The 13,289-nt window shown below is 74.9% G+C and carries 12 protein-coding genes; 4 read left to right on the top strand and 8 right to left on the bottom strand.

What is annotated here, in order from left to right:
• Positions 1–587: 587 nt before the first annotated feature.
• The 4 genes from HN013_RS09745 to HN013_RS09730 all read right to left on the bottom strand — a co-directional run bounded on the left by HN013_RS09745 (position 588) and on the right by HN013_RS09730 (position 3,722).
• On the bottom strand, positions 588–1,232 hold the full coding sequence (locus HN013_RS09745; protein WP_171165322.1) for a TetR family transcriptional regulator: 645 nt from the start codon (positions 1,230–1,232) through the stop codon (positions 588–590).
• 78 nt (positions 1,233–1,310) lie between these two features.
• Complete coding sequence (locus tag HN013_RS09740; RefSeq protein ID WP_171165178.1) at positions 1,311–1,793, bottom strand: thiol-disulfide oxidoreductase DCC family protein; 483 nt, start codon at positions 1,791–1,793, stop codon at positions 1,311–1,313.
• Positions 1,790–2,227, bottom strand: coding sequence for a hypothetical protein (locus HN013_RS09735; RefSeq protein WP_171165176.1), 438 nt, complete (start codon positions 2,225–2,227; stop codon positions 1,790–1,792). The genes HN013_RS09740 and HN013_RS09735 overlap by 4 nt, the downstream gene beginning before the upstream one ends.
• A 406-nt stretch (positions 2,228–2,633) precedes the next feature.
• Entirely contained in the window at positions 2,634–3,722 is a 1,089-nt protein-coding gene (locus HN013_RS09730; RefSeq protein WP_312018551.1) for a hypothetical protein, read from the bottom strand.
• A 176-nt stretch (positions 3,723–3,898) separates the two neighbouring features.
• On the opposite strand from HN013_RS09730, the gene HN013_RS09725 reads away from it, so the two are divergent.
• Complete coding sequence (locus HN013_RS09725; protein WP_171165174.1) at positions 3,899–6,337, top strand: helicase C-terminal domain-containing protein; 2,439 nt, start codon at positions 3,899–3,901, stop codon at positions 6,335–6,337.
• 415 nt (positions 6,338–6,752) lie between these two features.
• On the opposite strand, the gene HN013_RS09720 is transcribed toward HN013_RS09725, so the two are convergent.
• Complete coding sequence (locus HN013_RS09720; RefSeq protein WP_171165172.1) at positions 6,753–7,319, bottom strand: hypothetical protein; 567 nt, start codon at positions 7,317–7,319, stop codon at positions 6,753–6,755.
• A 403-nt stretch (positions 7,320–7,722) separates the two neighbouring features.
• On the opposite strand from HN013_RS09720, the gene HN013_RS09715 reads away from it, so the two are divergent.
• The gene (locus HN013_RS09715; RefSeq protein ID WP_171165170.1) at positions 7,723–9,369 is read left to right on the top strand and encodes a DNA repair helicase XPB; all 1,647 of its coding nucleotides are present in this window, start codon (positions 7,723–7,725) and stop codon (positions 9,367–9,369) included.
• A gap of 33 nt (positions 9,370–9,402) precedes the next feature.
• On the opposite strand, the gene HN013_RS09710 is transcribed toward HN013_RS09715, so the two are convergent.
• Entirely contained in the window at positions 9,403–9,786 is a 384-nt protein-coding gene (locus tag HN013_RS09710; RefSeq protein WP_171165168.1) for a hypothetical protein, read from the bottom strand.
• Between the two features lie 83 nt (positions 9,787–9,869).
• Positions 9,870–10,199, bottom strand: coding sequence for a hypothetical protein (locus tag HN013_RS09705; RefSeq protein ID WP_171165166.1), 330 nt, complete (start codon positions 10,197–10,199; stop codon positions 9,870–9,872).
• A gap of 143 nt (positions 10,200–10,342) precedes the next feature.
• Here HN013_RS09705 and HN013_RS09700 point away from each other — a divergent pair, with 143 nt between their 5' ends.
• The gene (locus HN013_RS09700) at positions 10,343–10,624 is read left to right on the top strand and encodes a hypothetical protein (protein ID WP_171165165.1); all 282 of its coding nucleotides are present in this window, start codon (positions 10,343–10,345) and stop codon (positions 10,622–10,624) included.
• 14 nt (positions 10,625–10,638) lie between these two features.
• Here the strand turns inward: HN013_RS09700 and HN013_RS09695 are convergent, their stop codons facing one another.
• Positions 10,639–10,800, bottom strand: a complete 162-nt coding sequence (locus HN013_RS09695; protein WP_171165164.1) for a hypothetical protein — start codon at positions 10,798–10,800, stop codon at positions 10,639–10,641.
• A 288-nt stretch (positions 10,801–11,088) separates the two neighbouring features.
• Here HN013_RS09695 and HN013_RS09690 point away from each other — a divergent pair, with 288 nt between their 5' ends.
• Positions 11,089–13,224: a HelD family protein gene (locus HN013_RS09690; protein WP_398979019.1), complete on the top strand. Its 2,136-nt coding sequence runs from the start codon at positions 11,089–11,091 to the stop codon at positions 13,222–13,224.
• The last annotated feature ends 65 nt before the right edge of the window (positions 13,225–13,289 follow it).

Genomic DNA, 13,289 nt, shown 5'->3' with positions numbered 1-13,289 from the left:
ATCGGCCCCGGACGGTGGCGCCGGTGATCTCCGTGACCACGAGGAGCACCGTCCGGAGCGCCGTGAGCACCGCCGCCCCCACGGCGCCCGACACGACGGCGACGGCCGTCGGCACCCGTCGTCCCGCAGGAAGGGGACGGACCCAGCGCCAGCGCTGGAAGACCTCGCCCCCGCCCGCGACCGGGCCGACGGCGGTGAAGGCCGGCAGCTCGACCGGCACCCGGGCGGGCAGGTCACCCTCCCGTGCCCGTCCGCTCCCGGCAGGAATGCCCCGCCGGCCCGCCACAGGCTCGACGGCAGGACGACGAGCGGGACCCGCGTGCCGCGGCGACGCGCGCCCAGCGGGGGACCCCGGCCGTGGGGGCGCGGGCCACCCTCCACGACGCGCGCAGTCTGCTTGCCACGGAGAGGGGGTGGCGCATGGCGGGCCTACCGGTCGGGAGCTCGGGGCGCTCAGGGCGCGTGCTCCCGTCCGGCGAACCGCCTCCACCTGAGGGCAGAGGCGACGGGCTGCGGGCGGGCGCGGGCTGCGGGCGCGGGCTGCGAGCGCGGGCTGCGAGCGCGGGCTGCGAGCGAGCGCGGCGGCCTCACGGCCGCTTGCGCGCCGCCACCGTCTGCGCCATGCCCGGCAGGAAGTCCGTGAACAGTTCGTGCACTTCGTGGACGAGCGGCCGCAGCACCCGGAAGCGGGCCAGGGACACCCCGCGCGTCGTCAGACGGGCGCCGCGCTCGGCCAGCCGGCGGCTGCGCTCGTGGCCCGGCGAGCGGTCGAAGACCCAGTACAGGACGAGCCCCATCTGGGACAGCCACAGCAACTGCGGCAGAATGTCCGCCAGCTCGGCCGGCACCTTGGACCTGGAGCCCGCGAGCACCTCCCGGTGCACGGAGATGGCCGCCTCGCGGGCGGGCTCGGACTCGGAGGAGAAGGGGCTGAGGGGGCTGTCGGGGTCGGCGGCGTTCTTGAAGAACTGGGCCGCGAACTCGTGGTACGGCTCGGAGACGTCCAGCCAGGCCCGCAGCACCCCCGCGATCCGCGCCTCCAGGTCCGTCTCCCGGTCGAGCACCGGCCGGACCGCCATCCGGTGTTCGGTGGCGATCCGGTCGTAGAAGCCCTGGATCAGGTGTTCCTTGCTCGCGAAGTAGTAGTACGCGTTGCCGACGGAGACCCCGGCCTCCTTGGCGATGGCCCGCATGGTGGTCTTGTCGTAGCCCCGTTCCTGGAAGAGCCTCATCGCGGTCTCCAGGATGAGGGTGCGCGTCTGCTCGCTCTTCGCGGGTCGGGGCTCGTTCACTGCTGGCACGCTCAGAGCCTAGTCGGACCCCGTACAACCGCCGCTCCCGCAGACCTGCGGGTCGGTCCACCTGGGGCCGCCCTCGGGGCGGTACGGCCCGCCGGGCTCCTCCGGGTCCCGCCGCCCCTGCAGCTCGCGGTACTTGGCGGCGGCCAGCACCGCCCCGCGCGCGAACCTCATTCCGGCCGGCGTGCTCAGCCGGTGCGCGAGCGGCCGGTGTTCGTCGAGCGCCCACAGGCACGCGATCCAGGCCGCGGCGCCCCGGTACACCTGGCCGCCGTCCCCCACCACGGTGATCTCCTCCAGGGTGGAGGCCGGGTCGAGCCCCGGGAAGCGGCGTCGCGCCTCGTCCGACCCCGCCGGCACCAGGTCGAGCGGCACCAGCTGCGCCTGCCCCGCCAGCCAGTTCCGCACGAACGCGCAGAGCGGGCACCGGGCGTCGTAGAGGACGGTGAAGCGGCGGACGGGGGGCGGCTCGACGGCCGCCGCGGACGGGTTCACTGGTACGAGCTCCCGTCCGCACCCGCGGCCCCCGCGCCCTGCGGAGCCACGTACCCCTGCGGCAGCACCGGCGGGTACAGCTCCTTCTCCATGGCACCCCGGCGCCGGAACTTGTTGAGGACGAAGACGTTGCCGAGGTGCATCGCGCCGAGCACGAGCAGGACGACCCCGAGCTTCGACGACAGCGCCTCGAAGATCTCCCGGGTGTTCCCTATGTCGCTGTCGTCCCTCAGGTAGAGCGCGATGAACCCGAGGTTCACCAGGTAGAAACCCACCACCAGGAGGTGGTTGACGGCGTCCGCGAGCTTCTCGTTCCCGTGGAGCACGTCGGCGAGGAAGACCCGTCCGTTGCGGCTGAGCGTGCGGGCCACCCAGACGGTCAGCGCCAGGCTGATCAGCAGGTAGATGACGTACGCGAGGACTGCAGAATCCATGTTCCCGCCCCATTCTTGAACACGTTCAAAACTGCCGTTGATGGTGACAGTAGACCTGTTTTTGAACGCGTTCAAGTCGCGTTCGGGCCGGGATGCGGTGGTGGGGGTAAGGGTGTTGAGGGTGGGGCGGAGTGGGGGCGAGTGCCCAGGTGGACGGGCGGCTGCGGGCCGTTGCGGGTGGCCGACCGATGCGTCGGGGCAGGGGTCAGGGTGCCAGGGAGTCGGGCACCCGGAGGCCAGGGGGGCGCGAGTCCGCGCGGAGGGCGCTCGTACCCTCCACGCACGCCCCCACCCCCCCGGGAATTGGTGGATCGGAGCGCCAAAAAGGGGCATTCGGGACGGGAAACCGCCCCGATCCACCGGAACCCCGGCCCGTACCCCGGCAGCCGCGCCCCGCGTGCCCCGCTCAGCCCGGGCGGCGCGCCCGCCACAGGACGAACAGCGCCGAGCCCACCGCCGCGACCCGGACGACGACCGGCAGGGTGTCGACGAGCGTGGCGCCCAGCTGCCCCTGGGCCACCGGGGCGCCCCAGCGGTGTTCGAGGCGGCCCCACAGCCACACCACGGCGCCGCCCGCCGCGAGGCCGGGAACGCCCATGACGGCCCACTTGGACTCGGTCTGGGTGAGCCGGCGCGTGATGTAGGCGAGGGCCCAGCCGGCCACCATGACGATCCAGTTGCCGAGCACCGCGCCGACGACCAGGAGGACCGCCACCAGGGCCAGCAGCGGGCTCATGGGAACGGTGCCCTCCTGCCCGCCGTCCGCTCGGCGGAACGGGAAGCGGCGGCGGGGGGCGCCCACCCCCTCGTCGGACGGCGCCTGTTCGCCGACGGTCGCGGAGGGCCGGAGCGGGTCGTCCGGCCGTGCCTCCGCCCCGGCGCGCTGCCGGGCGAGCTCCTCGGGGGAGGGCGGGGGCTTGAGCATGTCGGGGATCTCTATCCCGCCCGTGAAGCCGTGCGTCCGCCCCCCGGCCGCGAAGGGCGTCTCACCGGTCGCGAAGGGCGTCTCTCCGGCTCCGAAAGGCGTCTCACCGGCCATGAAGGGCGTCTCACCGCCCCCGAACGCCGTCTCGCCCGCCCCGAAGGGCATCTGCTCCACCCGCCACCACTCGCCGCCCGTCCGCCCGGACCCGGCCGGGCCGCGCAGCTCCTCCTCCGTGGCCAGGTGGGGAGGCGCGCCCGCGTCGGGGAAGCGCACCGCGCCGGTCGCCGGCTCGCGGCGCTGCGCGGGCACCCGGCCCGGGGCGGCCGGTCCCGCGGGGTCCTCGCCGCCGGCGCCGGCGACCGCCTCGTCGGGCGTGCCCAGCCCGTCCAGGATCCGTCGCACGGCGGCGGGCGTCTCGGCGCTCTCGGCGGCCCTGCGCCGTTCGATCTCCGTGCGCAGCCGGGAGACCAGGCGCATCCGGTCCCCTGAGGTGAGGGATCGCCGCTGGGCTATGTCGCCCACCTTGCTCAGGTAGTCGTAGACGAGTTGGTCGCTCTCGATCCCCACCACGTCCCCCAGGCTCCCCGGTGACCTCCGGCCGTCCGGAACCGACGGTACCCGGTCCTCCCCCGGCTGTCCGCGAGAACGGACCGGGGCACCCGGCCGGGCGCATCGCAGGTCGCGGCCGCGTGCGGCCCGTCCCGGAGGCCCGCCCGGCTCCGCACCGACCCGGTACCGTTAGCAGAATGACCAGTTCGCGGGAGACCGGCAGCGGCGGCGGCAGGACCGGCGGGGCCCCGCGCACCCTCGCCGAGGAGTTGCGCGCCCGGTCCGACGACGCCCTGGCCGGACTGCTGCGGGCCCGCCCCGACCTGCTCAACCCGGTCCCCGGCGACCTCACCCAGCTCGCCACCCGGGCCGCGACGCGAGCTTCCGCCGTACGGGCCCTGGACCGCCTGGACCGGTTCGCGCTCCAGGTCGCCGAGGCGCTGGCCGTGGCCCCTGACCCGTGCCCGTACGGGACGCTCGCCGGGCTCATGACCGGCGACGAGCCGGAGGACCCGCGCATCGCGCGCGAGCTGCCGCGGGCCGTGGCCGAGCTGCGGGGGCAGGCGCTGGTCTGGGGCGGCGACGACCGGCTGCGGCTGGTCCGTACGGTCCGCGAGCTGCTGGCCCCCAGTGCGACCCGGCCCTCCGCGACGGGGCTGGGCCCGAGCGTCGCCGAGGCCACGGCCGGGATGTCACCCGGACGGCTGCAACAGATCATCGAGGCGGCCGGGCTGCCCGCGACCCACGATCCGGTGACCGCCGTCGCCGCGCTGACGGGCCTGTTCGAGGACCGCGCCCGGATGGCCGCGCTGCTCGCCGCCGCGCCCGAGGGCGCGCGGGGCGTCCTGGAACGTCTCGCCTGGGGGCCGCCGTACGGCACGGTGACCGCCGACCCCGCCCCGCACCTGCGCTGGCTGCTGGACCGGGGGCTGCTGCTGCCGACCGGTCCGGGGAACGTCGTGCTGCCCCGGGAGGCGGCCCTCCATCTGCGGGCCGGGCGGGCGCACCGCGCGCCCGAGCCGGAGGCGCCCGAGCCGGCGCCGGTCACCGCCTACGCGCCTGAGTCCGTGGACGCCGCCGCGGCCGGGCAGGCGCTCGCCGCTCTGGCCGCCGTCGAGGAGCTGCTGGCGGACTGGGAGACCGCGGGGCCGCTGGTGCTGCGCGCGGGCGGCCTGAGCGTACGGGACCTCAAGCGGGCCGCGACCGTCCTCGACGTGCCCGGGCCCGTCGCCGCCTTCTGGGCCGAACTCGCGTACGCAGCAGGGCTGTTGGCCTCCGACGGGGACGTCGACGAGCGGTACGTCCCCACCCCCGCCTACGACGAGTGGCTGGACCTGCCGCCCGCCGAGCGCTGGGCGTGGCTGGCCACCGCCTGGCTCGCGACCACCCGCACCCCGGCCCTCGCGGGCACCAGGGACGCCAAGGGCCGCACGCTCTCCGCGCTCGGGCCCGACCTCGACCGGGCGCCCGCGCCGGAGGTCCGGCGGCGCGCCCTCGCCCTCCTCGCCGGTCTGCCGGCGGGGTCGGCCGTCCCCGCCGACGCGCTGCTGGCCCGGCTGGCCTGGGAGCGCCCGCCGCGCGGGACCGGCGACGACCTGCGGGCCCGGCTCGCCCGGTGGGCGCTCACCGAGGCCGAACTCCTCGGCGTCACCGGACGCGGCGCGCTCTCCGCACCCGGCCGCGCCCTGCTGGCGGGCGAGCCGCCCGCGCCGGTCCTGGCCCCGCTGCTGCCCGAGCCGCTCGACCACGTCCTCGTCCAGGCCGACCTCACCGCCGTCGCCCCGGGCCCGCTGCACCGCCCGCTGGCCCAGCGGCTCGCCGTCCTCGCGGACATCGAGTCCAAGGGCGGCGCCACGGTCTACCGGTTCACGCCGGAGTCGGTGCGCCGCGCGCTGGACGCCGGACAGTCGGCCTCCGACCTCATCGCGTTCCTCACCGAGCACTCGCGCACACCGCTGCCCCAGCCGCTCGGCTACCTGATCGAGGACGTCGCCCGCCGCCACGGCCGGCTGCGGGTCGGCGCCGCCTCCTCGTACCTGCGCTGCGACGACGAGGCCGTACTCGCCGAGCTCCTCGCCGACCGCCGCTCGGCCCCGCTGCGGCTGCGCCGGCTCGCCCCCACCGTCCTCGCCTCCCAGACCGCGCCCGACGAACTGCTCGACGGGCTGCGGGCGATGGGGTACGCGCCGGCGGCCGAGTCCGCCGAGGGCGATGTCCTGATCACCCGCGCCGACGTCCACCGCACGCCCCCGCGCACCCCGCCCGCGCCGGTGCCGGAGGGCCCGCCCGAGCCCGACGACACCCTGCTCGGCGCCGCAGTCCGCGCCGTCCGCGCCGGCGACCTCGCGGCGACGGCCGAACGCCGACCCGTCGGCACCCCCGCCCCCGCCGGCGGCGGCCTGCCCCGCACCACCTCGGCCGAGACGCTCGCCACCATGCAGGCGGCGGTCCTCACCGGCGCCGTCGTCTGGATCGGCTACGTCAACGCGGACGGCGCGGCGAGCCAGCGCGTGATCGCCCCCGTGCGGGTGGAGGGCGGCTTCGTCACGGCGTACGACCACACCGCGGACGAGGTGCGGACGTATCCGCTGCACCGCATCACCGGCGTCGCCGAACTGGCCGACGAACACGCCTGAACCCCGAACACTCCGACCCACCAAACCCGAACCCGGCCACTCCGGCCCGGCCGCTCCGGCCCGCTCAGTCCGGCTCGGTCACTTCGCCCCGGTCGCTCCGGCTCGGCCACTCCGGCCCGCTCAGTCCGCCCCGACCACTTCGGCCCGGCCACTTCGGCCCGCTCACCCCCGCCGGCCACTCCCGACCGCCTCGGCCCGCTCACTCCGACCCGGCCACTCCGACCCGACCACTCCGGCCCGGCCACTCCCGACCATTTCGGCCCGATCACTCCAGCCCAGCCTCTTCGCCCCGATCACCCCAGCCCGGCCGCTCGCCCCGATCGCTCCGGCCCGGCCGCTCCTGCCCGATCCTCACTCCAGCCCGGCCACTTCAACCGCTCACTCCGACCCGACCACTCCCGACGCTCCGGCCCGCTCACTCCGGCCCGAGCTCCAGCTGCACCCCTCCCTCGGCCCGCCGGACCCCGCCGGGCCCCAGGCAGTCTGTCGGCATCTGCCCCGGCAGCACGACGAGGGTTCGCCGCGCCGCCTGACCCGCGCCCCGGCCCCCGGCCACCCGGCCCGTCAGCTCGACGGCGTTCACGCCGGCGACGCGGAGGGCCCGGCCGCTGTCGTAGACGACGACCGAGGTCCGGCCGTCGGCGTAGCGGACGGTTTCCCGGCCACGGGGGCTGCTCACCGTCAGGCAGGAGGCCTGCGGGGAGAACGCGTCGATCGCTCCCGTGGCCGGGACCGTCCGGCCAGGGGCCACCGTGCACGTGTAGCGCGCCTCCGCGTGGACCCGCGTCGGGCGCGGCACCAGGGACAGCCCCGGGCCGAACTCGGTTCTCTCGCTCCCCGTACAGGTCACGGCCCGGTCGCCCCGCACCCGTCCGCCGTCCGCCTGCCCCGCCGGCGCCCACACCGCGGACGAACCCGCCAGGACCAGCGCCCCCAGAACCGCCACCGCACCGCGCCGGCCCCGCCCACGCCCCTCAGCCATGCCGCTCCCCCTCCACGATCCCGGACATCCCCACCGGTCTCCGGCCTACCCCCGCCCCCACCCCGGCCACCTTCTCCCCGCCCGGCACCATCCCCCGTTCCGCAGCACGCCTCCGGTCCCCGCGCCCGCGCTCGCTCGCGGACGCGGGGCGCGAGGCGCGGGCGCGGGAGCGCGCGCCGCAGTGAAGCTCCCCCGTCTCCCTGCAACCGCCCTGACCAGGCGGAACGCCGCGCGGGCCACCCCTCCGCACCCGGCCGGGGTAGACTTTTCCGTTTCCCGCGGAAGGCGGACGCGACCGGCCGCGCGGGACCGGGCGAGTGCCCGCGGAAGGCCGACGGGCACGAGCCCGGCCGTGGCCGCCGCGGTGTCCGCCCGGACGGCGATCCCGACTTCGGAGGTATGTGTGTCCTGCCTGATCGTCCAGAGCGACAAGACGCTCCTCCTGGAGGTCGACCACGAGCAGGCCGACGCCTGCCGCCGCGCGATCGCCCCCTTCGCGGAGCTGGAGCGCGCTCCGGAGCACATCCACACCTACCGGGTGACGCCGCTCGGCCTGTGGAACGCCCGGGCGGCCGGGCACGACGCCGAGCAGGTCGTCGACGCGCTGGTCACCTACTCCCGGTACCCGGTGCCGCACGCCCTGCTGGTCGACATCGCCGAGACCATGGCGCGCTACGGGCGGCTGCGGCTGGTGAAGCACCCCACGCACGGGCTGGTGCTGGAGAGCACCGACCGGCCGGTGCTGGAGGAGATCCTGCGGTCGAAGAAGATCCAGCCGTTGGTCGGTGCCCGCGTCGACCCCGATACCGTCGCCGTCCACCCGTCCGAGCGCGGGCAGGTCAAGCAGGCTCTGCTGAAGCTCGGCTGGCCGGCCGAGGACCTCGCCGGGTACGTGGACGGCGAGGCGCACCCGATCGAGCTCCGGGAGGACGGCTGGGCGCTGCGCCCGTACCAGCGGCAGGCCGTCGAGGGCTTCTGGCACGGCGGCTCGGGCGTCGTCGTACTGCCGTGCGGCGCGGGCAAGACGCTCGTCGGGGCGGGGGCGATGGCCGAGGCCAAGGCGACGACGCTGATCCTGGTCACCAACACGGTCTCGGCCCGGCAGTGGAAGCACGAGCTGGTCAAGCGGACGTCACTGACCGAGGACGAGATCGGCGAGTACAGCGGGACGAAGAAGGAGATCCGTCCGGTCACCATCGCCACGTACCAGGTGCTGACCACCAAGCGGAAGGGGATCTACCCCCACCTGGAGCTGTTCGACTCCCGCGACTGGGGTCTCGTCGTCTACGACGAGGTGCACCTGCTGCCCGCCCCCGTCTTCAAGTTCACCGCCGACCTCCAGGCCCGCCGGCGGCTCGGCCTGACGGCGACGCTCGTCCGGGAGGACGGCCGGGAGTCGGACGTCTTCTCGCTGATCGGTCCGAAGCGGTTCGACGCGCCCTGGAAGGAGATCGAGGCGCAGGGCTACATCGCGCCCGCCGACTGCGTCGAGGTCCGGGTCAACCTCACGGACGGCGAGCGGCTGGCGTACGCGACGGCCGAGACCGAGGAGAAGTACCGCTTCTGCGCCACGACGGCCACCAAGCGGAAGGTCACCGAGGCGCTGGTGCGCCGCCACCGGGGCGAACAGACGCTGGTCATCGGGCAGTACATCGACCAGCTCGACGAGCTGGGCGAACACCTCGACGCGCCCGTCATCAAGGGCGAGACGAGCAACGCCCAGCGCGAGAAGCTCTTCGAGGCGTTCCGGCAGGGCGAGATCTCCGTCCTCGTCGTCTCCAAGGTCGCGAACTTCTCCATCGACCTGCCCGAGGCGACGGTCGCCATCCAGGTCTCCGGCACGTTCGGCTCCCGCCAGGAGGAGGCCCAGCGCCTGGGACGCGTCCTGCGGCCCAAGGCGGACGGCCACGAGGCGCGGTTCTACTCGGTGGTCGCCCGCGACACCGTCGACCAGGACTTCGCGGCGCACCGGCAGCGGTTCCTGGCCGAGCAGGGGTACGCGTACCGGATCGTGGACGCGGACGAGCTGCTGGCGGACGAGGACGCCTGATACCCGGCCGCGGCGGGCCACCGTCCCACGGGTTCAGACCAGGAAGATCATTCCAAGGACGGCGACGGCCCCGATCAGGATCGGCAGCATGACGAGCGCGGTCCCGGTGACCGAGAAGGCGATGCGGCTGAACCGCGTCGCCTTCCGGTGCGGCAGCACCCATGCGAGGAGCAGCGCGACCACTCCGGCGAACACCGCCGTCGGCAGGGCCGACTCCAGGCCTCCGGTACGGAGCGGCCCACCGTAGTACGCGTACAGGCACAGCACGGGAGCGCACAGGAGCGAGGCGATGGCGGGCGGCTTCGCCCAGTTCCCGTCGGCCTCCCCGAGGCGGCGGCCGAGCCGGAGGCGCAGTCGGTGGAGCGGGCCGGCGGGGGTGCCGGTGGTCGTCGGTCCGGTAGTCGTCGAAGAAGGCATGCCGCCATCCCACCGGACAACGGGGGCGCACGGATCCCGGCAGGTACTCATCCCGTACGGGTAGAGGTACTCAGACGGCCGGATCAGGCGAAGGCCATGAGCGCGAGAAGAACGACGATGACGAGGACCGGCATCAGCATGGCGACGGTGCCGGTCACCGAGAGCACGGTCCGGGGAAACGCCATCGACTCCCGGCGCGGCAGCCCCCACGCCAGGACCAGCAGGACGAACCCGGTCACGAACAGCCCGCGCAGCGTGGGTTCGCCGCCGTCGAGCGGCGTCCCGAAGCCGTTGCACAGCACGGCTGGGGCGCTCAGGACCGAGGCGATGGCGGGCTGTACGGCCCAGTGGTCGTCGGCTTCGTCGAGGAGCCCGGCGGTCCGGCCGTGCGGGAGGTGAGGGTGCGGAGACATGTCTCCATCCCACCGGACGGCATGGGCAGGGCGGATCGGAGCGGCTACTCATGTCCCGCGTGCGGGTACTCAGGCGGAGCCCGCACGGGCGGGACGGTCCTGGGTACGCTGGCCTGAGCAACAGGCCAGGCTTGGAGGGAACGGTGCCCCACCAGGACATCTACGAGGTGCTGTACACCGAGCCGGCGGCGCGGGACCGCGATCGCCTCGACCCGGTCCGCAGGGCTTCGTTGGACAAGGCGGTCGAGATCCTCGCCCGGGACCCCTATACAAAGCTTTCACGGCCCATCGGCGCGGGCGAGCAGGACCGGGAGGTCCGCCTCACCGCGCAGATCGTGGCGGAGTACATGGTGTCGCGGGGGCGGCTGCTGCTCGTCGTGCTGCGGATCTTCGACGACGCGGACATCCTGCTGGTGGACGACTGAGGCCCGGCGAACGCTCAGCGCTTGACCAGCGTCTCCTCCCCCTCGTACTGCCCCAGCAGCACCACGCTGACGGCCGTGCCGGCGAACACCTTGAGGGCGCGGAACGCGTGGGAGAGGGCGGTGGCGGCGCCGTGCTCGGCGCCCTGGGCGTCTGGGGTGATCGCTGCGGTGGTCATGTGTCCATGATGGAATCCGCGACGCCGCCGCACATCGATCTGCCGGTGTAAACGATCGCCCCCCGCCCTACGACTCCAGGATCACCCCGACCCCTACGGGAGATGGACCCCAACCCTGAGAGCCACCCGGGGGCGCACGAAAAATCGTTGGCGCCCGTCGGGCCCGGTGACTAAAATCGCGATCTTCCGCCTCCCGTCGTGCGTCCTCCGGGAGCGCCGCCGCCCGGACGGAAACCGGCCGGTCCTTCGCTCGTACGCCCGCAGCTCGTTGCCCCTGGAGGCCATGCCGTGCCCGCGCACGCCCCCGACCGACGCCCTGTTCCGCACCCCGGACCGCACCCTGACCCGAACCCTGACGTCCCCGGGATGCCCGTCGACGATCCGCTCCACCGCGAGCGCGCCCATCTCGCCGCGTCCCGCGCGGCGTTGCGCGTGATGCGCGAGGACGTGAAGGCGCTCGACATCAAGGACGTCACGGCCAACTGGGTCAACGCGGAGGTCCTGGAACGGCAGATAGAGGACCGCATCAGCGCGCTCGCCGACCTGGCGCACGCCCCGCTGTTCTTCGGGCGCCTGGACTATCTGCACGCGCCGGGGGTGGACCAGGAGGAAGAGGCGGGCAGGGAGTGCTTCTACATCGGGCGGCGGCACGTCCACGACGGTGACGGCGATCCCATGGTCATCGACTGGCGCGCGCCCGTCTCGCAGCCCTTCTACCGGGCGTCGAAGAAGGACCCGATGGACGTGGGCCGGCGCCGCCGCTTCGGTTACACGGGCGGCGAGTTGACGGCGTACGAGGACGAGGACCTGACCGACCCGGCCGGCGCCGACGCGGCGAGCGCGCTGCTCCAGGCGGAGATCGAGCGGCCCCGCGTCGGGCCGATGCGCGACATCGTCGCCACGATCCAGCCGGAGCAGGACGAGATCGTCCGCGCCGGGATCGGCGGCACGGTCTGCGTCCAGGGGGCGCCGGGCACCGGGAAGACGGCCGTCGGCCTGCACCGCGTCGCCTACCTGCTGTACGCGCACCGCGAGCGGCTGGCCCGTACGGGCACCCTGGTCGTCGGCCCGAACCGGTCGTTCCTCCGCTACATCGAGCAGGTGCTGCCCGCCCTGGGCGAGTTGAACGTCGCGCAGGCGACGGTCGACGACCTGGTCGCGCACGTCGAGGTGCGGGGTACGGACCCGGCGGGGACCGCCCGGGTCAAGGGCGACGCGCGGATGGCCGAGGTGCTGCGGCGCGCGGTCCGGTCCGGGGTGACGATGCCGGTGGAACCGGTGGTCGTGGTGCGCGGCTCGCGGCGCTGGCGCGTCCCGGCGTACGAGCTGGAGGAGATCGTCCGCGAACTGCTGGACCGCGACATCCGCTACGGCGCCGCCCGCGACGCCCTGCCGCAACGCATCGCGCACGCGGTGCTCGTCCGGATGGAGCAGGCGGGCGAGGCGCCGGACGACCGGGTGCAGGACGCGGTGGCACGCAACCCCGCCGTGAAGGCGGCGGTCAAGGCGGTCTGGCCGGCGGTCGATCCGGCGAAGCTGGTGCTCCGGCTGCTGTCGGACCCGGACTTCCTCGCGGAGCACGCGGCCGGGATCCTCTCGGAGGACGAACAGCGGGCCGTGCTGTGGGCGAAGCCGCCGCGGAGCGTGCGGTCGGCCAAGTGGTCCGCCGCGGACGCGGTGTTGATCGACGAGACGATGGACCTGGTGACGCGGACGTCCTCGCTGGGACACGTGGTGCTGGACGAGGCGCAGGACCTGTCGCCCATGCAGTACCGGGCCGTCGGCCGCCGCTGCACGACCGGTTCGGCGACCGTGCTGGGCGACATCGCGCAGGGCACCACGCCGTGGGCGACCCCCGGCTGGCAGGAGGCGCTCCTCCACCTCGGCAAGCCGGACGCGGTCGTCGAGGAGCTCACGCAGGGCTTCCGCGTCCCGCGCGAGGTCATCGCGTACGCCTCGCGGCTGCTGCCGGCCATCGCGCCGGGGCTGGCCGAGGCGACCTCGATGCGCGAGTCCGCGGGCGACTTCGCGGTACGGGCCGTCGCCGGTCCCGAGGTGCTGGACGACGCGGTGGTCGCGGCCTGCCGGGACGCGCTCCGGCGGGAGGGGTCGATCGGCCTGATCGCGGCGGACGCGCGGGTGCCCGTCCTCGCGGCGGCCCTGGCCGGGGCGGGTCTGTCCCACCTCGCCCCCGGCGAGGAGACGACGGCCGAGGCGCGGCTCACCCTGGTGCCGGCCTCGCTGGCGAAGGGCCTGGAGTACGACTACGTGGTGCTCGACGAGCCCGCCGCGATCGTGGCCGCCGAGCCGGACGAGCGGACGGGGCTGCGGCGGCTGTACGTGGCGCTGACCAGGGCGGTGTCGGGTCTGACGGTGCTGCACGCGGAGGCGCTGCCGGGCGAGTTGGAGCGCCCGGAGGGGTGAGGGCGCCCGCCCCGCGAGGGGCTCCTCCCGGGGGCGCCCCTAGGGGCCTGCGGCCCGGCGCCTCC

Source organism: Streptomyces sp. I05A-00742, from assembly GCF_013055795.1.
GTDB lineage: Bacteria > Actinomycetota > Actinomycetes > Streptomycetales > Streptomycetaceae > Streptomyces.
This window is presented reverse-complemented; position numbering and strand designations above follow the sequence as displayed.